The organism is Streptomyces avidinii (genome assembly GCF_045161815.1).
Lineage (GTDB): Bacteria > Actinomycetota > Actinomycetes > Streptomycetales > Streptomycetaceae > Streptomyces > Streptomyces avidinii.
Genome location: NZ_CP108863.1, coordinates 14607 through 35915 on the forward strand (window position 1 = coordinate 14607; position 21309 = coordinate 35915).

At 69.8% G+C, this 21309-nt stretch carries 21 protein-coding genes and 4 pseudogenes; 14 read left to right on the plus strand and 11 right to left on the minus strand.

Features of this window, described 5'->3' with window-relative positions; all coding sequences use genetic code 11:
- Positions 1-460: 460 nt before the first annotated feature.
- A complete protein-coding gene (locus OG373_RS00070) occupies positions 461-664 on the minus strand; it encodes a hypothetical protein (RefSeq protein WP_405435051.1) in 204 nt (67 codons plus the stop codon).
- Between the two features lie 496 nt (positions 665-1160).
- Here OG373_RS00070 and OG373_RS00075 point away from each other — a divergent pair.
- Positions 1161-1528 (plus strand): annotated as a pseudogene (locus tag OG373_RS00075) (DUF2252 family protein); the annotation flags it as partial.
- Between the two features lie 64 nt (positions 1529-1592).
- Here OG373_RS00075 and OG373_RS00080 read toward each other — a convergent pair.
- A pseudogene (locus OG373_RS00080) lies at positions 1593-1939 on the minus strand (hypothetical protein); the annotation flags it as partial.
- A 161-nt stretch (positions 1940-2100) separates the two neighbouring features.
- Here OG373_RS00080 and tap point away from each other — a divergent pair.
- The 3 genes from tap to OG373_RS00095 all read left to right on the plus strand — a co-directional run bounded on the left by tap (position 2101) and on the right by OG373_RS00095 (position 5778).
- The gene (gene tap, locus OG373_RS00085; protein ID WP_405435052.1) at positions 2101-4197 is read left to right on the plus strand and encodes a telomere-associated protein Tap; all 2097 of its coding nucleotides are present in this window, start codon (positions 2101-2103) and stop codon (positions 4195-4197) included.
- A 5-nt stretch (positions 4198-4202) separates the two neighbouring features.
- Positions 4203-4757: a telomere-protecting terminal protein Tpg gene (gene tpg, locus OG373_RS00090; RefSeq protein ID WP_405435053.1), complete on the plus strand. Its 555-nt coding sequence runs from the start codon at positions 4203-4205 to the stop codon at positions 4755-4757.
- A 571-nt stretch (positions 4758-5328) separates the two neighbouring features.
- Positions 5329-5778 (plus strand): transposase family protein, encoded by a 450-nt coding sequence (locus tag OG373_RS00095; protein WP_405443887.1) that lies wholly within the window; start codon positions 5329-5331, stop codon positions 5776-5778.
- Here the strand turns inward: OG373_RS00095 and OG373_RS00100 are convergent.
- The 3 genes from OG373_RS00100 to OG373_RS00110 form a co-directional block, all read right to left on the minus strand.
- Positions 5727-6937 (minus strand): IS3 family transposase gene (locus tag OG373_RS00100; RefSeq protein WP_405435054.1). Its coding sequence is split into 2 segments (ribosomal slippage): positions 5727-6646 and positions 6646-6937, totalling 1212 coding nucleotides; the frame shifts between segments, so codons are not numbered across the junction. The two genes, OG373_RS00095 and OG373_RS00100, sit on opposite strands and share 52 nt — an antisense overlap.
- Positions 6938-7396: 459 nt before the next feature.
- Positions 7397-7702 (minus strand): transcriptional regulator, encoded by a 306-nt coding sequence (locus tag OG373_RS00105; protein ID WP_397738058.1) that lies wholly within the window; start codon positions 7700-7702, stop codon positions 7397-7399.
- Positions 7699-8196, minus strand: coding sequence for a hypothetical protein (locus OG373_RS00110; RefSeq protein WP_405435055.1), 498 nt, complete (start codon positions 8194-8196; stop codon positions 7699-7701). The genes OG373_RS00105 and OG373_RS00110 overlap by 4 nt, the downstream gene beginning before the upstream one ends.
- Positions 8197-8475: 279 nt before the next feature.
- Here OG373_RS00110 and OG373_RS00115 point away from each other — a divergent pair, with 279 nt between their 5' ends.
- Positions 8476-8661, plus strand: a complete 186-nt coding sequence (locus OG373_RS00115; protein ID WP_405435056.1) for a hypothetical protein — start codon at positions 8476-8478, stop codon at positions 8659-8661.
- A gap of 559 nt (positions 8662-9220) precedes the next feature.
- Here OG373_RS00115 and OG373_RS00120 read toward each other — a convergent pair.
- Positions 9221-9418: a hypothetical protein gene (locus OG373_RS00120; RefSeq protein ID WP_405435057.1), complete on the minus strand. Its 198-nt coding sequence runs from the start codon at positions 9416-9418 to the stop codon at positions 9221-9223.
- A 149-nt stretch (positions 9419-9567) separates the two neighbouring features.
- Between OG373_RS00120 and OG373_RS00125 the strand changes: the two genes are divergently transcribed.
- Positions 9568-9822: a hypothetical protein gene (locus OG373_RS00125; protein WP_405435058.1), complete on the plus strand. Its 255-nt coding sequence runs from the start codon at positions 9568-9570 to the stop codon at positions 9820-9822.
- Between the two features lie 88 nt (positions 9823-9910).
- On the opposite strand, the gene OG373_RS00130 is transcribed toward OG373_RS00125, so the two are convergent.
- From OG373_RS00130 to OG373_RS00140, 3 genes are all read right to left on the minus strand, one after another.
- The gene (locus tag OG373_RS00130; protein WP_405435059.1) at positions 9911-10135 is read right to left on the minus strand and encodes a hypothetical protein; all 225 of its coding nucleotides are present in this window, start codon (positions 10133-10135) and stop codon (positions 9911-9913) included.
- A 412-nt stretch (positions 10136-10547) separates the two neighbouring features.
- Positions 10548-10814: a hypothetical protein gene (locus OG373_RS00135; protein WP_405435060.1), complete on the minus strand. Its 267-nt coding sequence runs from the start codon at positions 10812-10814 to the stop codon at positions 10548-10550.
- Positions 10811-11230, minus strand: coding sequence for a DUF6247 family protein (locus tag OG373_RS00140; protein ID WP_405435061.1), 420 nt, complete (start codon positions 11228-11230; stop codon positions 10811-10813). Before OG373_RS00140 ends, OG373_RS00135 begins: the two co-directional genes overlap by 4 nt.
- A gap of 668 nt (positions 11231-11898) precedes the next feature.
- On the opposite strand from OG373_RS00140, the pseudogene OG373_RS00145 reads away from it, so the two are divergent.
- The 6 genes and pseudogenes from OG373_RS00145 to OG373_RS00170 form a co-directional block, all read left to right on the plus strand.
- Positions 11899-12048: pseudogene (locus tag OG373_RS00145) on the plus strand (transposase); the annotation flags it as partial.
- A gap of 232 nt (positions 12049-12280) precedes the next feature.
- Positions 12281-12586, plus strand: coding sequence for a hypothetical protein (locus OG373_RS00150; RefSeq protein WP_405435062.1), 306 nt, complete (start codon positions 12281-12283; stop codon positions 12584-12586).
- Positions 12587-12733: 147 nt separating this feature from the next.
- A complete protein-coding gene (locus OG373_RS00155) occupies positions 12734-13096 on the plus strand; it encodes a hypothetical protein (RefSeq protein ID WP_405435063.1) in 363 nt (120 codons plus the stop codon).
- A gap of 147 nt (positions 13097-13243) precedes the next feature.
- Positions 13244-13990, plus strand: coding sequence for a hypothetical protein (locus OG373_RS00160; protein WP_405435064.1), 747 nt, complete (start codon positions 13244-13246; stop codon positions 13988-13990).
- A gap of 448 nt (positions 13991-14438) precedes the next feature.
- The gene (locus OG373_RS00165) at positions 14439-15431 is read left to right on the plus strand and encodes a DUF4344 domain-containing metallopeptidase (protein WP_405435065.1); all 993 of its coding nucleotides are present in this window, start codon (positions 14439-14441) and stop codon (positions 15429-15431) included.
- Positions 15432-15857: 426 nt separating this feature from the next.
- Positions 15858-16355 carry a hypothetical protein gene (locus OG373_RS00170; RefSeq protein ID WP_405435066.1) on the plus strand — a complete coding sequence of 166 codons (498 nt, stop codon included), beginning with the start codon at positions 15858-15860 and terminating at the stop codon, positions 16353-16355.
- A 97-nt stretch (positions 16356-16452) separates the two neighbouring features.
- Here the strand turns inward: OG373_RS00170 and OG373_RS00175 are convergent.
- Positions 16453-17657: pseudogene (locus OG373_RS00175) on the minus strand (transposase).
- A gap of 1012 nt (positions 17658-18669) precedes the next feature.
- On the opposite strand from OG373_RS00175, the gene OG373_RS00180 reads away from it, so the two are divergent.
- Together OG373_RS00180 and OG373_RS00185 are read left to right on the plus strand one after the other, a co-directional pair.
- Positions 18670-19539 (plus strand): alpha/beta hydrolase, encoded by an 870-nt coding sequence (locus tag OG373_RS00180; protein WP_405435067.1) that lies wholly within the window; start codon positions 18670-18672, stop codon positions 19537-19539.
- Positions 19540-19687: 148 nt separating this feature from the next.
- On the plus strand, positions 19688-20380 hold the full coding sequence (locus OG373_RS00185; RefSeq protein ID WP_405443888.1) for a DUF6233 domain-containing protein: 693 nt from the start codon (positions 19688-19690) through the stop codon (positions 20378-20380).
- Here OG373_RS00185 and OG373_RS00190 read toward each other — a convergent pair.
- Positions 20349-21143: an alpha/beta fold hydrolase gene (locus OG373_RS00190; RefSeq protein ID WP_405435068.1), complete on the minus strand. Its 795-nt coding sequence runs from the start codon at positions 21141-21143 to the stop codon at positions 20349-20351. The genes OG373_RS00185 and OG373_RS00190 overlap by 32 nt on opposite strands.
- Between the last annotated feature and the right edge of the window lie 166 nt (positions 21144-21309).

The following is a 21309-nucleotide window of genomic DNA, read 5'->3' on the forward strand; positions in this document are numbered from 1 at the left end:
AGCGGGAGGGCGATCTGGACGTCCCGTAAGAGCACGTCGAGCCGGCAGGGGCGTTCCCGCTCGGCAGGTGGCTGTCGGACCAGCGCCGCGCCTACCGGCACGGCACCATGACCGGGAAGCGGGCCGCCGCGGCAGCGCCACTACGCGTACCTCGACCAGCTCCGACTGGGCGCAGTCTGTGGGTGGGTAGTGCTGGGCATCGCCCGCCGAGCGTTTCACGGGCTGTCCGGCTGCGCAAACGTCTCGCGCAGCGGCACCCGAGCTACAGTGGGCATGGCATCGCAGGAGGCAAGTTCGCTCTGTACCTGCTCACCCCGAGCATTGTCAGTGGCGGACGGCAGACTGGTGTCACAAGAACGGCGGCCTCTGCCCGGCCTGCGAACCAGGGACAGAGACCGCCGCGGGTGGAACCCGCACCTCGCGCCTCTTGGTGTTCCCGCACCAGGGGGCGCGTCGCGTTTTACAGGCGGCTGACCAACATCTCGTACAGCCACACCGCGAACTGAACGATCCAGTGCGCGGCCTCGTCCGCAAGACCAGCCAGCAGGGCCTGGGCTACGCCGGCGAGCAGTACATCGCGAGCAGTGCTGCGACTCTCACCCCGGACACGCGGCGCGCCTTCGTCCTCCCAACCGTCGGACATCGGCTTGTCGCTACCGGGCATGTGAGCCCCCCAATCAGGACCGCCGCACATCAACTGGATGGCCGGGGCGACGGTCCGTCAAAACCCGGCCCTCCAGAAGCTGCACACGCTCCCCGAATGGGCCCGTTCAGAGTATCTGCACCCGCTGACAGTTCTCGGGCACCGACGGATACGGGCGGGCGGTACAGAGCGCCAAGGACACGTGCCCGCGTCCCCTCCAGAGGAGCCTCTACCGGCTCATGTCGCAGGGAGAACCCGCCCTCCACGGCAACGAACAGCGCGGCACCCGTTCAGGTAGCTCGCGGACTTTGCCGTCCTCTACCACGGTGAGGTTGTCCCCCATGTACTCAACCGGGTGGTTGGCCTTGTGATCAGGGCGTGCGCCGTAGGAGAGCCCGCCGACCACGGCGCAGTGAAGAATTCGCCCTGGTCAGGGTGTAGACAACGTTCCATCAGCACCAAGGGCTTGTGACCCGTGGTTCGATCCGCCTTCCTCAGCATGGGCACCTCGGGCTGCATGACAGAGGTCATGAGCTCAATACGCGCCGAGCAGATCCTCGACGTGTTCGACACCGCATTCGGTGAGCTGCTCGCCGCCGACCCCGCTGCCCTCCGGGTCAAATTCCGCAAGATGGCGGCCTCCGCCTTCGCCTTCTACCGGGGCACGGCCTGCCTCTTCTACTCCGACCTGGAGCGGGACCGGCACGGCGGCCCGTACCTGGACGAGCGGACGGGCCGCGTGTGGATCCACGGCGATCTGCACGCCGAGAACTTCGGCACCTACATGGACGGCTGATCTTCAACGTCAACGACTTCGACGAGGCCTACGTCGGCCCCTTCACCTGGGACCTGAAGCGCTTCGCCGCCTCCGAGCCCGTCCTGGGACAGTGTCCCCGATCCCCTTGTTGGCCTTCACCATCTTGACGGCGTTGTCCATGATCCGCAGTCCCTCGGGGAACCAGGTGATGATCTCGGTGTAGCCCTTCGGGATGTCGAACTTCGGCATCAGGTTCCGGAACTTGAACATGCCCTCGGTGTCGATATGGTCCGCGACCAGCTTCGTGTTGGCACTCCTGCCAGAAGTCCGAGGCGGAAGCGGTCCGGGTCCGAGAGGTTCTTGCCGGTCTGGATGCAGAGCAGGGCGTCGTGGGCGCCGGCCTCGCTGGCGTACGTGTAGTGCGAGTCGTTCGTCACCAGCGGCGGGATGCCGAGCTTCTTGCCGATCTCCAGCAGGCCGTCGGGGACCCGGCGCTCGATCTCGATGCCGTGGTCCATCAGCTCCAGGAAGTACCCCGTTCTCATGAACAAAGCCACGCCCACACCCGGACGAGGCCAACAACCAGTGCAGTTGGGTACTGGGCCCCGCGGCACATCCCGAAACCACGATCCACTCGATAGGGTTAAATTCAACGCTCAGGTAGAGTTAATTTTGATAGGGTTCGGGGTGGAGGTGGGCCATGCCGAGCCAGGAAGAACTGTTCGATGCGGTGGACGCACTGCTGGAGGGCGAGCCGCGGTTGCCGTCTCCGGCGGAGCGGGCGCGGTTGCGTGAGGCGGCCGGTGTCACGCAGGCCCGGCTCGCGGCCGCGTTGAAGTCGACGCCGCAGACGGTGAAGAACTGGGAGAACGGCCGCTCCGAGCCGAGGCCGCCGCGGCTTCAGGCCTATCTGCGGCTGCTGGACGCCTGGGCCGAGCGATACCCCGCACCGGCCGCCTCGACGCCCGTGCCCGCCCCCGCTCCGGTTCCGGAGGCATTCACCGGCCCCGTGGAGCAACCCGCCGAGCGCGCCTTCGCCGCTGCGCCGGATCCGGTTGTGAAGGCGCCCGTGGAGGCGGCCGGGCCGTCGGTGACGTCCCGCCGCCCGGCGAGGAAGGCCGCCCCGCCGTCGGCTGTCGACCCGCGGTTCCCGCACGGCCCGCTCGTAGTCCTGGACAGTGACGGGAGCGCGTACGGCACAAACGGGATCGTGCTGGACTGCCCGGCCACCACCGTTCCGCAGTTGGTGGAGTGGACGCTGAAGGAGTCCGGGCTCGGCACGCCGCGGTTGAACCGCAATGGCAAGGACTCCGATCCGCTGGTCGTGCTGACCGCGGCAGCCGCCGTACGGCTGGGGCTGCCCGAGCGGCTGGAGGGCCACGAGCAGCGCCGCTCCCTGCGCCTGTCCGAGGACCACCCGGTCGTCAAGCAGCTCGCGAAGGCGAAGTGGAAGCTCACCAAGCGGGGATTCGGCCCGTGGGCGCGTGTCTACCGGCCAGCGAAGGCCGGGCAGCGGCAGTGCGTGCAGCTCGCGGTCCTGTCGTGGGACGCGCTGGATGCGCGGTCCTGGCCGGGGGTGGCGGAGATGGAGCCGGCCGAGGTCGCCCGCGTGCTGGGTACGTACGCGGCCCGGGTGATCACCCCGCGCGGCTCGACGGCCGTCTCCGGGCTGGAGTTGATGACCGCGCTGCGGCCGCCGACCCGCGCAGTGAAGAACGAGGCCGCGGGTGAGTGGGAGTCCGCCTACAACCCGGGCTCGCTCGGCACCGAGCCGATGGACCCCGCCCCGCCAGAAGCCCCGCAGGAGCACCCCGCCGCGCAGGGCTGGACCGGTGGCTTCCTGGACGAGGAGGCCTACCAGTGGGTGCGCGAGGTGGACCTACTCACGGACGAGGAGTGCCTGCTGCCGTACGCGGTCGGCCTGGACCTGAACACCGCCTTCCTCGCCGCGGCCGCGCGCCTGGTCGTCGGCCTGTCCGCACCCAACCACTTCCACGCGCCGAAGTTCAACAAGAAGATCCCCGGCAGCTGGCTGGTCGACCTCTCGCACATCGAGCTGGACCCGCGACTGCCCTCGCCCTTCACCCCGTCCGGCCGGCGGCCCGAAGGGCCGGCCTGGTACCAGACCCACACCCTCGCCTACGCCCAGGAGCTCGGCCACGACGTCACCCCCATCGAGGCGTTCCTTCGCCGGGAGACGGGTGCTTATCTGGATCCGTGGCACGACCGTCTCAAGACCGCCTACGCCGACACACTCGCCGACCTCGGCGTGACCGCAGACCTGGACGACCGGCAGTTCCTCGCCGCGATGGAGCACCACAAGCAGGTCGACCCCGGGATGGCGGCCGTGCTGGCCGCGATCAAGGCGACGGTCAAGGGCGGCATCGGCAAGCTCCGCGAACGCCCCCAGGGACGGCACTACCGGGACGGTGAGCGGTGGCCGGCGCTGGAACGCCCGACCTGGCGCCCCGACATCCGGGCCGCGGTCATCTCCAAGGCCCGGGTCAACATGCACCGCAAGATGGCCAACACCGCGAAGGCCATCGGGCAGTACCCGCTCGGGGTCCTGTCCGACTGCGTCGTCTACGCCAGCCCCGGACCTTCCCCGCTCGACTTCCTCCCCTACACCACCTCCGGCAAGCCGCTCCCCGGAGCCTTCCGCCTCGGGACCACGCCCGGCCTCGCGAAGGTCGAAGGCGTCCAGGAGATGGCCTGGGCCGTCGACCTCATGGAGAAGGGCCTCAACCCGGCCCGCCACATCAAGGGCGGCGACGCCGTCACGGACGAAGGAGAATAGAAGCCGTGGGGGACATCGACGACGCTCTGGAGCGCGCGGACCGGGAGGTCTTCACCCGGGAGCCGCCCAAAACGCTGAAGGCCCGCATCAACTTCCTGATGGGCAAGCTCAAGACCACGAAAGCCGTGGCCGCCGAGCTCGGCGTCAGCCAGCGCTCCATCGAGCGCTACCGCACCGGCGAACGCAAAACCCCGCCCAAGGCGATCACCGACCGCATCGACACCGCCGTACGGGCCCGCTGGCAGCCCAAGGTCCGCGACCGCCGACGGAAGGAAGCCGCCTCCCGCACCGGCATCACCGTCGAGACCCGCGCACGGTTCGGGTACACAGCCCCGATCGGCACCACCGACGACGGCCGGATGCGCCGGCTGACCGTCCACCTCCCGCCCGCCTACGCGCAACGCCTCTTCGACGCCCAGCAGCAGGGCGCCCAGGATCCTGAACTGCGCGCGATCGTCGCGGAAGGCCTCCAGGACATCTACTTCAAGGACGGCGGCACCCGCGCCGAGACCCTCGAAGTCGAGTTCACCGACATCGACTACATCGACGTCTCGTTCTAGACGTCTCGTCCCCCCGGCGCCTCCGGGAAGCAAACGGCGGGACCGGCGAGCAGGCGGCCACACCGAGCCGATGCCGTCCAGCAGCTGGCCGGCCGACAGCGAGGCGGGACGCGCTGACAGCGCATTGCGCTGCTGACGGACCCCTCGCCAATGCGGATGGGTCGGCCCGGCGGTACTGCCCCCAAACGAGTGGGCACCGGGCCTGACCCGCGCACGCCATATCGGCACGGGCTGCAGCGACCCTAACCCGGCCCTGACCTGTGTCCCACCCACTTGCGTGACACCGAGCAGGGCAGCCCCGGACAGCGGGCCCCGTCGTTATACCGGGCATGATCACTACCAATGGCTTTGTTCACGGGAACGGGTTCTGGTCCAACTTCTGTGGTGTGCCTACTCCCTGTGACCGTCGATCTTGCTGATTCGTCCCACGAGATCGTCTGGAAAATGCCAGTGCCGACCTCGTCCGGGCTGAGGCTTCTGGGCTGTGTGCGAGGTACTGCTCCGGCTGGAAGAGCTGCTCTTCCTGGCAGCTCCGGAGATCACGGTGGTGTCGGTGCAGGACGACGGCGAGGTGATCCGAGTCGGTGTCAGATGTCGGACGGCCCGGGCTCGGTGCCCGGGCTGCGGAAGTTGGTCGGGGCGGGTGCACAGCTCCTACCTGCGGTTTCCTGCTGACCTCCCCGTGGCAGGACGGCGGGTGATGCTGCAGCTTGGTGTCCGGCGCTTCACCTGCGAGGACGTCTCCTGCGAGCGGCGGACGTTCGTTGAACAGGTCGCGGGCCTAACGCGCCGATACAGCCAACGGACTGAGCGAATGCGGTCGGCGCTGGCCGAGGTCGGCCTCGCCCTGGCTGGCCGCGCCGGTGCCCGGCTGGCCGACGTCTTCGGGGCGAAGGTCAGCCGGAACACGGTCCTGCGGCTGGTGGACGCTCTCCCAGAGCGGGCCTTGACCCCGGATGTTGAACACGTCTATGCGGCTTGGGCCAGGGTAGTTGCTGTTGGTCGGAGGTCGTTTTCGTAGGCGATCGGGGACCGCTGGCCGAGGCGGGAGTGCCTGCGTCGGGTGTTGTATCGGGTCAGCCAGCGGAACGCGTCGAGCCTGGCCTCGCGCTCGCTCGACCAGGCCTTCCGGCCTTTGAGCGTCTCCCTCTTGAAGGCGGCGTTGAAGCTTTCCGCAGCGGCATTGTCCGCGCTGGAGCCGACCGCGCCCATGCTCTGCCTGACCCCTGCTGACCTGCAGATTTCAGCGAAGGCCCTGCTCGTGTATTGCGATCCGTGGTCGGTGTGCATCACCGCTCCGGCCAGGCTCCCGCGGGTCCGTTCGGCGGCCGCCAGGGCATCGGTGACGAGCTCGGTTCGCATGTGATCTGCGATCGCCCACCCGGCCAGACGGCGTGAGGCGAGGTCGATGACGGTCGCGAGATAGAGCGGCTTCGAACCGCTGACCGGCAGATACGTGATGTCGCCGACGTACTTCGTATTCACCTCGGATGCGGTGAAGTCACGGCCGATCAGATCCGGCGCCTTCGCCGCGGCCTGATCCGCGAGCGTGGTGCGCTGCCGACGGCGCAGACGGACCCCCTCGAGCCCGAGGTTCCGCATGATCCTCGCGACGCGCTTGTGGTTGACCGCCGGGCCGCCTTCGTCACGGAGTTCGGCGGTGATTCTGGGGGCTCCGTAGGTGCCGTCGGAGTCTTGGTGGGCCTTGCATATCCGGGCTGCGAGCCCGGCCTCGGCGGTCTGCCGAGCGATCCGCGCGGCCGCGGTGCGGCGCCAGTAGTAGAAACTCGAGCGGGAGAGGCCGAGGATGTCGCAGAGCCGCTTCACGCCGTGACGGCGCTGGTGATCTTCAACGAACTGGCAGCGGTTCACCAGCGCGTCTCCGTCGCGAAATACCGGGCTGCCTTGCGGAGGATGTCGCGCTCTTCCTCGAGCTCGCGGATCCTCTTTCGGGCTGCGGCGAGCTCCGCCTGAACGTCGTCACCGCCATCCCGGGCAGCGGCCGGCGCTGAGGAGTGGGCGCCCGGGCGGCGCCCGTCGGCAGCCCGAATCCAGTTCCGCAGTGTCTCGGTGTTCACCCCGAGATCGGCGGCGACGGACTTGATCGTCGCCCCGGGCCTCGACCGGTACAGCGCGACCGCGTCCGCCTTGAACTCGGCGGGGTAGTGCTTCATCCCCACGGGGACTCCGTTCTCCTGGACCATCAAGATCCAAGTGTCTCCGGTGTCCAAAACCCGGGGTCAAGGCCCTATGTCTGGCTCACTCAGCCGCACGAGCAAGCCGACAAGGCCCTGGACACCCTGCTGGAGGCAGTTGGGATTGGGGAGGATGCCGTCGCATTCCGCGGAGACTCTCACGATTACCGAGCAGAGCGGATCGCTGCATCACAGGATGCCGGCTCTCCCGACGGGGTCTCGGGCGTCCCCGTGCCGACCTCTCTGCGGGCAAGGTTCCGCCGTGCCATCGGCATGACATCAGCCACCCAGTAGGCGCCCTCGGCGCTTGACAACAGTCATTGGGAATCAGTCACACCGGGTTGTCCTGTGCACCGAAGGCTGAAGCCTCTCGCCGAAGTTTGGTCGCCGGGCTTCCCTCTCATCGGATATTGAGTGCCGCGACCAGCCGGCCGGGGCCCGCTCTTACGAGCCGACGATGGCGCGCAGGGCGGCCAGATGCGCCTGGTAGGCGTCGCGGCCCCGTCGGGTGAGACGAAGCCAGACGCGTTGGCGAGTGTCGCGGACGGCCTTGCGCTGCTCGACGTAGTCGGCGTCCATCAGCACGGTGACGTGCTTGCTCAGCACCGAGGCGGAGACATCGAGCTCTCGCTGGACGGTGGCGAACTCGGCTTCGCCTGCGGTGTCAAGCAGGGCGCAGATGCGCAGTCGATTGGGGGCGTGGATGGTGATGTCGAAGCCATCCATGGGGTCGGCGGGGTCGGGGCTCACGAGTTCTTCCGGTGCAGACGGATGAAGGTGAGGTGGAAGGCGATCGATACCGCGGCGCCCACGGCGGAGGCGGCGAACAGCAACACCGGCTCGCCGGTGGCGCGAAAGGCGATCGCCGATCCCACCAGGAGCGCGGGCAGTCCGACGGCCATCGGTACGGTGGCACGTTTGGGCAGCACGTCCAGGCGCAGTGCGACGCCGGTCTTCTTCTTCCAGGAGTTGGCCGCGGCGGCGAAGAGCGCCAGGTAGGCGGCGGTCATCACCGCCATGACGGTGGCCCAGGCGACCTTGGGCAGCAGCCACTCGGAAGCCGTCGCCAGGCCGCCGTAGACCGGCGGGACGGCAGCTATGTACAGCGTGAGCGCGGTGGTGAACCACAGCGGCCACGGGGTAGCGGACAGGGCGGTGGTAGAGGTATGGATCTGCTCGGTGTCGGCCAGCGCGTCGCGAGCCTGCTGAGGCGTTGGTCGGATGACATCCCCGTTGGTTTCCATGATGGAAAGACTAGGGGAGTGTTTCCATCATGGCAAATCTCGAATTTCCGTGATGGAAAGTCTGGTGTCACCCTCGCACGGGTCACGGCGGCGGCGAGGCAGAGGTCTCGCCCTGCAGACGGAGGCCTGCGCCTGACGCTGGCCTGGCCGGCCGGGCCAGCGCGGCACCGCCGCGTCACGGTCGCCGGGCGGGCCGGTACGTCACGGTGTCGCCCATTTCGGTCAGGGTGAGGGGTGCGTGTGCAAGCGGCACGACTGCGGCGGTATGGTCCCGGCCTCGTGGTGCGGGAGCACGACGACGCGGTGGGGCCGGTGTTGGAGTGGCACCCCGGAGGCGGGATCCGCTGCACGGACCTGCTCCTGGGCGTCTGGCGGGCGGGGCAGATGGTCATGGCCGCGGCGGCCGGTGACTTCCGAACTCGGTCCTGGCTCGTCTCCGCGTTCAAGCTCCTACGCTCCGGCTGAGCAGCCGGAGCGGGAGCCCAGGCATGCAGCGGATCCCGCGGGTTGATCCCGACACCTGACGCTTCTGCCGCCACGCGCGCCGGCAGCCGTCCCCCGCGGGTACGCCCAGCAGGGGACGGGACGCGCCAGGTGTCAGGGCGTGGGCCCGCCCCGGGCAGACCCGGGGGAACGGATGGAGCCTCCGGAGCAATGTGCGTCCAGTCCTTCAACGACGCGGCTCTCCCCGGGTTCCGGCCCCTTGACCGCCGGCGTGTGAACGCCGTGGCAGGAAGCCGGGGTGGTCCGTCGTCCGGCCTGCCGCCGGACTGCGTCGCGGTGGCCGATGGCATGGTGGCCCTTTCTCAGCACCCCGAGGCGCGGGCCGGCTGAGCGCGGCGCCGGGTCCTCCTGCCCGGGGCCGTGCCACGCCGGGCCGCTCGGGCGTCGACGCCGCGGCCCAGGTCTGACCTGACCTCCGTGGTGGGGGGCCGGGCGGTCCGGCCCACGGCATGAACAGAGCCCGGCCGGGGTGACTACGGGCGCCTGGCCGGGCTCTGCGTGCGTGGGGTGCTGCCTTGTGTCAGAAGTCGTCGCGCTCGTCGTGAAGGTGGTCCTCCTCGCGGCGCCGCTCCATCTCCTCCGGGCGCTGGCCTCCGCGGGAGGGGGTGCCGGGCTCGGGGTGGACCGGGTCCTGACCGGGACGCTGCGGGCGCTGGGGGCGCTGCTGTTCCTCTCGGCCCTTGCCCGGTTCCTGGCGCTTGTCCTGCATACCGCCCATGACGGCGACTCCTCGATGCGTTGCGTGGGGGGTACTTCCTCCGCCACGCTGACACGAAGAGTCACATCCCGCACCATTTCGGCTACATATCGTGGCGGCAGGGTGAGCGGTGGCCGGTGCGGATGCGTCTTGAGGCCGGGGTGCCGAGGATGAGCGCACTCGCCCGTCCCCGCACCGTCAGGAGCAGGATTCACATGCTGGAGCGCACCCTGCGCAAGGACCGCACCGCGGTCGCCTTCGTCCTTCCCGTCGGCACCCCGGCCGAGGACGGGAAGCGGGCCGTCACCGCCCAGCCATCCCCCGGGAACAGCCGCTCCTCCCGCTACCTGGCGGCCGGGGACTACTGGTTCAACAACGACAGCGCCCAGGACGGGGAAGGCTCCAACAGTCGCCTGCACACCTGATACACGGGCTCGGCCTGGCAGCGCCCGCCAGCAGGGAAACCCGCCCCGCCCAGGAGCATCACGTGCCCGGTGTCTGGTGCCCGGCGGGTCAGATGTCGCCGGTCCACACCTCGGAGCCGCCGCCCTCCCACCGGATCGGCCCGTCCTCGGACAGGTCCACATCCTCCAGGCCGGCCCGGCGCAGGAACTCTGACACGTCCCCGGGCGTGAACGCCCGGCCGAGGTCCGTGTCCACGCCGAGGGCGTGCACGGTGACCTTGCGCCCGCCCCGCGGCGACACGGAATGGATCACGATCTCCGTCTGGTCCGCCATACATCCCAGCGTGCGGCAACCCGGCTGGCACGGCATCCGGAGCGGAGCTCGCTTCCGCATGCTGACCAGCAATGAAGCGGCCCCGCGCGCGAGCCCGAGAGCAGCTGGACGTGACGCCCTCTCAGAACTGCTGAGAAAAAGGGCGTTTGGGGAGGAGGCGCCGGGTCAGACGCGTTGGTGTCGGAAGCACACCGTGGGGGTTGGGCTTCCGGAGCGGCCCCGCCCCCGTGACGCCTCTTCCCCCGGCGTCATAGGGGCAGGCCCGCCCGGATCCGTACGGCACCCGGACACCCCGTACCCCGGCCTCCTCCCCGGCCGGGGAACCGCGGGGCCGTCCGACAAAGCCCCCGGCGCCGGCGCTCAGACCGCCGCCCCCCGGCAACGGACCCGACGGCAGCAGCCCGCCGCACGATCAGGCGCCGAGCCAGACGATGCCCAGGACGGACAGCCGCCGGGTGAGCCGGTTGGCCACGTAGACGACGGACAGCTGCCCGACGGACGCGGCCCGGACGTCCTGGCCCTCGGGATCGCCGGCGTTCCACTGGGGCCAGCCCCACAGGGAGCGCACCGCGATGTCGAGGACGTCGCGGACCGTCTCCCGGGCCGGCTCGGGGAGCTCGGCGAGGGTCTTCGCGGCCTGCGGGGACAGGCGCACCGCCCACGGCTGTTCTTCGGTCACGGGCGCCCGCCGAGGACGTCGTCCAGGTCCACGAAGTCGGATTCGTCCTGGCCGGAGTCCATGAAGGCGTCGACGGCCGGGGCCGCGCCCACGCGCAACTGCCAGGTGCGCACCACCTCGTGCAGCGGGGTGAGGCTGAACGCGTGGCGGGCGTCCTCCAGGGCCTTGGTCCAGTCCCGCTCGAACGCAGGCACCCACGTGTCCGCACGGCGGTCGGCGCGCAGCAGGGCACGGAGTTCGGCCGGGGCCCCGGGCGCGGGCGCGGGCGCGGGCGGCGGGCGGCGGGCGGCGGGCGGCGGGCGGCGGGCGGCGGGCGGCGGGCGGCGGGCGGCGGGCGGCGGGCGGCGGGCGGCGGGCGGCGGGCGGCGGGCGGCGGGCGGCGGGACGGTTACGTGGTCGGCGGGTTGAGCGCTCACGGGCTCCTCCAGGCAGGTTGTACCGCCGCCGTAGCCGCCGCAGCGGTGCAGGGAGGAAGGGTTCAGCCCTCACGGCCGGTGGAGACGCCGACCGTTACCTGTCCGGCGAGGTCAGGAGCAGGACCAGGGCTACCGCCCTCTCCCGCATCCCTGCCGACAGGCCGGCCGGGTCCCGCCTGCGACCCTGCCCCGCCCACGCGCGCACCCACACCCGGACGGCCCCAACAACCAGTGCCGTTGGGTACCGGGCCCCGCAACGCAGCGCTGTTGGAGGGCGAGCCGCAGTTGCCGTCTCCGGCGGAACGGGCGCGGCTGCGTGAGGGGCGGGTCGGTGTCACCCACGCCCCGTTCGCGGCCACATTGAAGGGGCCGCAGACGGTGAAGAACCGGGAGAACAGCCGCCAGGCAATCCCGGGGACACGCCTCTATATGAAAGAACCCCGACCAGCCGGGGGTGGGCTGGCCGGGCCTGCCCCGGCCAGCGGCGGGGGTGCCGGCCGGGGGGGCATGCGGGGCGGAGCCGCAAGGGCCCCACTTCACAGCGGATCCCCCGACTCCAACCGAACGATCCTTGCAGGCGAACACCCGCCAGGCCTGCTTAGAATTCCTAACGAAATGATCTTCGAGATGGTTGGATCGCTCAGGGAGCATTGATCCGGAGGCGTGAGGTGGCTCGGCCGAAGCCGTGGCATGTCGAGGACGAACTGTGGGCGGTGATCGAACCACTGCTGCCGAAAGTCGTACGTCGCACTCGCCATCCCGGGCGGAAGCGGCATCCGGACCGGCTGGTGTTCCAGGGCATCCTGTTCGTCCTGCACCGTCCCACACCCCCCTCTCGCATCCCCTCACCGCGCTGGGCAGCGCCCCGGGTGCCGCAGCGGCCAAGGATGCAAAGCTGGAACTTGATCACGCCCACGGTGCCGAGAGCACACCCGGCCCTTCTCGGATGGGCGCCCCGGAATGCACCGGCGATACCGGCGGCATAGCTCCGCAGTGCGATCCCGTGTGCCGTCCGGCCGCGGCGCGTCCAAGCGGTCGAGAGGACACTCCATGGCAGTCGTGATGACCTTTTCCTGGCCCGAGATCACACCCGATGTGTACGACGCGGTGCGCCAGAAGGTCCGCTGGGAAGAGGATGCACCGGACGGGTACGTTCTGCACGCCGCCTGGTTCGTCGACGGCGGCTTCAACCTGATGGACATCTGGGAGTCGGAGGACCACTTCAACCGGTTCATCGAGGCTCGGATCGCCCCCGTACTCAAGGGCGAACTGGGCGTGCAGAGCGACCCCGAGCCGAAGTTCCACCGCCTGCACCGGCGCTTCGTCGCCCCAGGCGTCAGCGGCGCCAGCTCCTGACATCTCAGCGCAGCCAGAGCTGGATCGCGACGACGGGAGAGGCGGGAGGCGGGCCGGCAGCCCGTGGGCCCGCTTGGCGAGCCCCGACCGCCGGGGCCGGCCTGGAAGCGGGGCACACTGCCGCACTACGAGTGAAGCGAGGCAGCCATGACCGGGACGACCCGGCAGGACACACCCGTCGCAATCGAGGGCGGAGGCGTCGAACTCCGTACGCGAGCGGTCGGCGGAGACCTGTCCGTGGCCTTCGTGCAGCTGCCTCAGGGGGCGGACCTGCGGCCGGCTCTGAAGGGCCTGCCCAATGATCTCTGTCAGTGCCCGCACTGGGGGTACATGCTCAAAGGCCGGCTGAAGATGGTGACGAAGGACGGTGAGGAGGTCTACGAGGCGGGACAGGCGTTCTACTGGCCGCCCGGACACGCCCCCTTGGCCCTCGAGGACTGCGAATACGTGGACTTCTCACCAACAGATGACTTCACCGCGGTCATCAACCACATCACGTCGCAGGGCTGAGCTCGGGGCGACGGGTGTAGCCGAGCTTCTCGGCGTAGGCGACAGTGCGCGTCTGATGTCGCCGCGGTGCACGCTGTCGGTACGAGCGGCTAGGGTCGCCCCCTGGCCGGCGGGCATTGGGGCCCACCAACAAAGACAGGGGGACGGATGATGCCGGCGGACACGCTGCGGTTCCACGGTCGTGCGGCAGAACTCGCCGGGCTGGACCTGGAGATATCCAAGGAGGCCGAAGCGGTGCTGGACCGCTTCGAGTCCGTGCACGGCCACGTTGTGCCCGCGTCGGTGCGCGAGTGGTTCGCGCTGGCACAGGGCGCCGCCGTGCTGAGGAAGTTCAGCAACGACGACATGGTGTACGACGCCGAACGGCTGGGCCGGGAGGAGATCTACTACTGGCCCGAGGACAACGGCGACTGGCCCGACGACGTGGAAGAACAGGAAGAACGGCCCTTCGACCCGGTCGGCTCCCTGGGGCTGCTGCCGTTCCTGGTCGAGAACCAGGGCGTGTGGGTGATGGCCGTTCGCCTCGACGGCTCCGAGGACCCACCGGTGGTGATCTCCTTCGACGACGTGACGCCGTCCGCCGTCTGGCAGCCACATGCCGACCGTTTTTCGGACCTCGTCCACGCCCGGATCTGGGACGCGCCCGTCCACCTTCACGGCAAGCAGCTCGCTCTGCCCGGGGCAGTGGAGCCGTTGGCCCTGCTGGAGGTACTCCGGCAGGACTTCATTTCCGGGCCGCCCACCATCGACGGCATCCAGCGCCACTCCCGGGACGGCGACCGCCAACGGGTGCTGCTGGAACAGTGGCGCGGCCAATGGCACGCCACCGTGTGGGCGGCCGACGAGACCGGGCTGGCCACACTCATGGCAGCCGTGGATCCCACAACGGCCTGAGTACGTGGGACCGCACGGCGGGCATGGACCGGCCCCCTGCCCGCACGCCCCGCCGCGCGCAGACCCGGTCAACCACACGGTCGACCGCGACGCACACCCCGGCCAACCTTCTCGCCCCCAGACGGGTCGGGGCGCCGGCCCGGTCAACTGCACCGGTCTCCAGAGGCGGACGTCCCGCCCCTGCAACACCCCAGCTCACCGAACCACCGACACCGCAACCACCCTCCCCCTCAGCGACAGCGCAGTCGGCCGGCACGAGGAGCTGCGCTCCACCGCCGGAAGCCGCGTCGGGGATCCCTGATGCTGCGGCTGTCGAACGGTCGAACCAGGCGGCTTCCCGGAGGTCGCCCACACGGCGAACGGTCCCCCGTACGGGCGGCTCGACGGGCGCCAGCCTCCGGACGGCCGGAGGATCAGTGCGGGGACACGTGACGGGAGCCGATCGAGGATGCCGAACACCGCCGGTCGCTCGACGAGGGCGTGCATCGTCCTGTCAGGTGTGCTGCTCCTCGCCGGGGTCGTCTCGACCGGGTGCGGCGGTGAGTCCCGCGACGCCGGGCAGGGGCCTGGGGCAGGGCCCCGCCCCCAGGCGGCGCGCTCCGGCAGGGTCACCGTCGTCTACGAGGCCCAAACGGTCAAACCGGAGGACCGGGAGGCCGTGGCACTGATCCGGAACTCCCGCGTGTTGGAGCGTACGGCCGACTGGGTGAACAGATCACTCACCCTCCCGCACGACATGGTCGTGAAGGTCACCGCCGCCGTGCCGCCCGGTGTCACCGACGCCGTCACCCAGCCCGACGGCAGGACGATCTTCGTCCCGCCACCGTTCCTGACCGAGATCGAGAAGGCCCTCGCCGATGTCGTGAAGACCGTCGAACGGCCCGCCCCGTTCCCCGCGTCCGAGTACAACACCGACGACCTGACCGTGCTGTCGACCGAGTTCATCTTCGGCCACGAGATGGGCCATGCCCTGCAGCGCCAGCTCCTCCTGGCCAACCTCGGTCTCGAAGAGGACGCGGCGGACGGCTTCGCGTCCTTCTATACCGTCAACGAGGTCGGGCCGGGCCCGTCGCTGGCTGCCGCGATCCTCTTCGACGAGATCGCACGCAAGGAAGGCACGCCGACCCTGGAGGGCATGTCGAGCGACCACCCCGTTACCCAGCAGCGGGCCTTCAACTTCCTGTGCTACCTGGAGGGCAGCGACCCGAAGAAGTACCGGAAGTCCCTGGTCGACAGCGGCTATCTCCCGAAGACCCGCGCCCCCCTCTGCCCGCAGGCGTGGGCAATGCTGGACTACGGCTGGTGGACCCAGCTCCAACCCCACTTCAGCGGGGTGTTCAGGGACCGGGGTGCCGAGGAGCAGAAGAAGGCGCACGGGCGGCTGATCGCGGAGACACAGGCTCTGGCGAAGCGCATCGACGAGATCCGCAGCGGTCAATGAGGTAAATGACGCGTGCCCAGTCGATCTCGTCCGCGTAGTCGCGCAGCAGGGTTCCGGGGACTATCGCGGGATCGGCGCCGAGGCGGTGTGCAACCGCGACGACACCGCGGCAGAGAGTAGTGATCATGGTCCGGTGATACCGGGCGCAGCACCACCGGTACGACCCCGGCGAAGGGCATCTCACCCTGCCGGGGGCACAAGTTCACCGAAGGCACCTCACAAAGCCAGGCGTCAAGTTGACGGCGCCCGGCGGCGACGAATGCGGCGCCAAGGCGGTCGTTCCGACGGCGCCCGGCCCCGTCGAAACTCCTCGGATAGCCTGATCGGAGCCGAGACGATGAACCCGCTCCGGAGCACCTTGGCGTGTGCGGGTCAGTGCGGGTCAGTGTTCCTCTTCGGTGAATCTGGACCGGGGGCGGGGCGGAGATGACCATCGAGCAGGACGAGCCGGCGGGCATGCCGGAGCGGACGCTCCACCACGCCTCCGACATCACAGAGGATGACGCCTGGGCGATCTTCGAGTTCCTGATGCCGCGGCTGGAAGCCCAAGAGGCCGCTCACGGTGCTGAGACTGAGGAGCACCGTACGGCTGGGGCACTTGCCCAGGTGATGTCTGGCCTCGTTCTTCAACTGGAATGGGACATCCGCGCGCCTTTCTGGAAGCCCTACCGCAACCGTTCGGGCCCTACGACAGTTCTCGTGTGGGCTCCTCCGCCTGAGGCCGAGCTACGCGCACAAGACGAGCAGCGCCTCGATCGGATCCGTGACACCTGGAACACTCTGTGCGAAGCCCTACGGTCCTGGCACGACAGCGAAGGCTACGACGTTGCGCGGTGGCACAAGGTCGACTTCCGTGACGCTGCCGCCGCGGCCCTGTACGAGCAGCGCGTCTCCGACCTCGGACTCCGGCGGGAGAAGCGATGATGATCGTTAGGCCGACGGGTCCGTAGTCGAGGGCCGCATTGTCGAGAAATCCCGAGGCCAATGCCGATCCTCGCTGAATCCGGTCCTGACTCTCGGCTCACGCTGCCTGCGTGGCCTGCACGACCGCAGTCGAGAAGGCCGCGTGTTCATCGAAGAGTTCGCGGTGGTGGAGGCAGTGGTGGAGCTGTCCGATCAGGCTGTTGAAGACGTTGCGCAGGGCGGAGGCGTGCCGGTCTCCGCGTTCGTCGCGGCGGTGGCGGTAGAGGGCCATGGCCCCGGGTGAGGCTTGTAGGGCTGAGGAGGCCCAGAGGTAGCCGGCGTGGTTGAGCCGGTCGTTCTTGATGCGGCGGCGGGTGATGCTGGACTTCTTGCCGGAGGCCCGAGTAATGGGCGAAGAACCTGCATGAACTTTCAGGCCGCGGGCGTCGGCGAACCTGTTTCGGTCGTCGCCGAGCTCGGCCAGCACGCGGGCTCCGAGCTGAGGTCCCAGCCCGGGGAAGCTCAGGATGATCTCCGCGTCCTCGTGTTGGAGGAAGGCTTCTTCCACGGCCTGGGCGAGGGCGTTCACGGCGGTGCAGGCGGCTTCGAGCTGGACGAGCAGCGCGAGCATCTGCTGGCCCAGGGCCTTCTCTACGAGAGTTGGATGGTGGGCCCATTCGGCTCGGAAGATCTCCCGGAGTCGTTCGGTCTCGGCCTCGATTCCGCGCTGGCGGCCGGCATGCCGGAGCGCTGCAGCAATCTGGGGGCGGGTCAGGCGGGCGGCGTCGGAGCTGCCTTGAGCAGGGCGAGGGCTTCGGGCCGACAGAGGCCGTTCCTCCAGTGCGCGACGGCGGTCAGGGCCGCGGGGTAGTACTCGCGGAGCAGGGAGCGGAGCTGGTTGCCGACCTGCTGGGCTCGGGCGAGGACGGCGACGGCGCGTGCCTGGTCGGAGTCGTTGGGCAGAGGCCGGTGAGCATGCCGGTCCGTGCGGAGGATGTTCGCCAGGACCGGGGCGTCGCCGAGGTCGGACTTTTTCCGGGAGACGGAGTGGCGGTCCCGGTAGCGGGCGGCGGCCAGCGGATTGATCGCGTAGACCTGTCGTGGACCTGCCCGGAGGACAGCGACGAGTAAACCGCGGTTGGTCTCGATCGCAACCGGGATGGGTTCGTCCTGGATGTTCTCGTGCTCAGCAAGCAGGTCCAGCAGCACCTGGCAGCCGACTGCGTCGTCGGTGATTCGGCGCTTGGCCAGCAGCTGGCCGGACTCGTCGACCAGCACGACGTCATGGTGCTTCTCGGCCCGGTCAATTCCGCAGTAGATCAAGTGGTCCCTCCCCGGAAGGCTCGATGTTTGCGCCGGTCACAAGCGCATGCGGGCCACGCAGCGTTCCAATTCCAGGCCTCGGCCACGAGGGCCGGACCGCCACCTCACTAGCTGTTCGTGACACCAGCGCAGCGCGAGCGGGCCTCGGTCTACTGCGGGAGCTCAACGGGCTCGGACAGATCAAGAGGTCACCGTGCGAAGGGCTCGCACCACAAACACCAACGAGTGAACGAGGGCTGAGTGATGACGGCCGGCCAGATCAACGCGACCCGGTCTTCGGTAAGGCCTGACCCGAAACGTTCTAGACCTCCGCTGACTCCGGCCAGCCGTCATCACCACATACGCCGAAGCAGCCTCGGCGTTGAAGCAGCTCTCCTACCGACTGAGGCGATCGGGCTGCTAGGAACGAATTAGAACCGATCATGCACTGCCTCACCCTCGCCCCGGCGGGCCGTCCCCGTCCGACCTGGCCGAGTCCTCCGCCTGCTCCGGCCGGGCCGCGTCCACCTCGTACGGCCACACCGGCAGGTCCACGCGGTCGCCGATCGCCACCGGAGCTGCCGCCCGATTCGCGCAAACTCCACTGTGTCTACCGCGGCCACACCAACAACTCCCTGTGGTGGACCACCCTGAACAGCGACGGCACCTGGGCAAAGGGCACACATGGGGTGGCTCCCCCTCTTGCTCAGAAGCACCCGCTCCCACGGGAGAGTGATGTCGCTGAGTCTTGAGCGCGCCTGGGTGCGTGCTTCGGGACCATGGTTGTGCTCTGCACGACGAGGGGCATGGCGCTTCCGAAGTCCGGGGTCGACCTGTACGCGGCGATCCGCCGCTGACGTGCCGAATCCTTCCCTCTGTTCCGCCGGGCACGTTATGATCACCCGTCATGTGTTCCGTCATCCACAACTGGCAGGCCGCCCGTACCCGGTCGACGCTCTGACCGTGGTGTCGGCCGTCGCCGACACCAGGTCCCGCGTCCACCGTTCACCTCAGGATGACGAGGATCTTCACCATGCGCGCAACCCTGCGCCCTACCTTCGTATTCGTTCACGGCGGCTCCAGCAACGCCCGGGCCTGGGGCCCGTTGCAGAACGAACTGGCCCTGCTCGGGCACCGTTCGTATGCCGTCGACCTGCCCGGCCACGGCGCCCGCGCCGACGGCCCCGCCGCCTACTACCGGCAGCCGCAGGACGTCACCGCACTGGGCGCCGCCCCCTCCCCGATGCGGGGTATCACGTTGCAGGACAACGTGCGCCACGTGCTGGCCGTCATCCGCCGCCTCAGCGCGGCGGGGCCCGTCGTCCTGGTCGGCAACAGCTTCGGCGGTCTGACGATCAGCGCCGTCGCCAACGCCGCACCGGAAATGCTTCGCCGCGTGGTCTACCTGTCGGCGATCTGCCTCAGCGACCCCGCCATGCTCACCGAGCCGTGGGACGTGGTCGACGACAACCTGCTCGACGCCCTGGCCGCGCGGATCACCGTGCCCGACGCGGACGGCCAGGACCAGGGCGTGGTCCGGCTGAACTGGCGCAGTGCGCACGCCGACCCGCAGCTGTTCGCCGAGCTGAAGGCCGCGGTCATGGCCGACTCCACCGACCACCAGTTCCGTCTGCTGCTGGACTCCCTGGACCCGGACGAGAACTACGCGATGCCGGAGCCGGGTGCGGTGGTCCGGGCCGACGGATGGGGACGCGTCCCGCACACCTTCGTCCGGCTCTCCGCGGACAGGAGCATCCCTCCGGCCGTCCAGGACTACATGATCCGTAAAGCGGACGCGCTGACACCGCACAACCCCTTCGAAGTGCACACTCTGGCCACCTCGCACGTCGGCTACTTCAGCCGGCCACAGGTCTTCGCGGGGCTGTTGGCCAGCCTCGTCTGAGGCACCCCGGGCTTCCCCGCCGCCGGTCTCGGCGACGGGGCCGTCCGGGGCACTGGTCCACTCAGCCAGTTCACTCGCGCTCCCCTCAGCGGTGAAGCCGCAGCACTAACGGCTGTACCGAAGTGCCCGTAAGGCCGTGCTGCCCGCCATGCGACGGGGACCACGCCTCCGCAGTCGTGCCGCCTGCACACGCAACCCTCACCCGGACCCGCGTACGCGACGCCGTGGCGGACCACCCCGCCCGCCGTCGCTGACGCGGCGGTGCCGCGCAGGCCGCCCGCCAGGCCAGCGTGAGGGCAGGCGTTCCCCTGTGGCAGACGGCCGCCGGGGGTGGGGTCGAGCCGGCCGAGTACGGAACGTGGGTCACCGCCGAGCAGCTGCGCCCGCTGCCCGGGGAGGGCGACCTCGGTCGCATTCCCGCCCATCCCCGTACCCGTGTCTCGGCGCCGGCCCGGTGGGCGTGGCTGCTCGACGGCCGCACCCACGGGCACCCGGCCACCGTCCACGCCGAGGGCTGCCCGAGTGCACCGACCGCGCGCACCCGCTCGGCACCATGCAGGCACTCGATGTACTCGCGCGGCCCGGCACGACGGCGTGCAGCGTGTGCGGTGCCGCCGAGGCGCTGCTGCCGATCCTCGCCCACGGCCAGGACGACGTGCCCTCCCCCGGCAACCGACCGCAGATCAGTACCTGCTTCCGGTCGTCGAAGCGCGGGTCGGGAGTCGGCGTCGAAGCCTGCTGCGGTGGGGAGGCGGAGCCGTACCGCTTCCGTTGTCGGTGGGAAGGCCCGTCGCGTGCGTTCCGTTCGCTCAGGCGCTGTGCCGGGCGAGGAAGGTGGTGATGAGCTTCTGCCATTCCTCGGGGCGTTCCACCATGGGCAGGTGGCCGGTGTGGATCTCCACGAGCTGGGCGCCGGGGATGGTGTCGGCGAGTTGGTGGTGCAGGCGGGTGGAGGTGAACCGGTCCTGGGTGGTGGAGATGACCAGGGTGGGTGCCTTGATGTGCGGCAGGTCGTCGCGGACGTCGGCCCGGGGGGCCAGCTCGGCGTGCTCGGGGGTGCCGTCGGCGACGCTCGCGGCGGTGAACCCTATCGCCTGCTGGAGCTGCTCGGCCGGCATTGCCTCCAGTGTGTCGGCGCCCAGGGCCATCATCGTCAGGTACTCGGCCAGCACTTCGCGGTCGCCCGACTCGGCCAGCTTGCGCCAGATCGGCAGGGCGAGAGCGAGGTGGTTGTCCCGGTAGGGGAAGGTCGCGGTCAGCACGAGGGCGGTGACGCGCTCGGGGTGGCGGGCTGCCGCGCGGATGGCGACGGGGCCGCCGAGGGAGTAGCCGGACAGTGCGAAGGTGTCCAGGCCTTCGGTGACGGCGGCGGTGACGAGCTGGTCTGCCAGGTCGTCCAGCGACAGCGGCGTGGTCGAGCGGGGGGTGTCCCCGCTGCCGGGGTAGTCGACGCCGACGACGGTGTGGCGGGCGGCCAGGTCCTCCAGGATCGGTCCGTAGGTGCCGGCCACGCTGCTGCCGGCGCCGTGGGCGAGCGCGAGACCGGGGCCGGAGCCGAGAACGGTGCGGGCGAAGGTGGCTTCGGGCAGGGTTCGTGCGGACATGGGTATTCCAATCTGTGGGTGTGGGGCCGGGTCGTGCGGTGCTCGGGCCGCCGGCGGATCGTCTCCGGTGCCGGGGGGGCAGGGCCCGGCCGTCGGGGTCGGGCGTGTGGGTGGCGGTCCGGGCAGGAGCGGGTCGTGGGTCGAGTCCGGCATCGGGCGGTCTGCG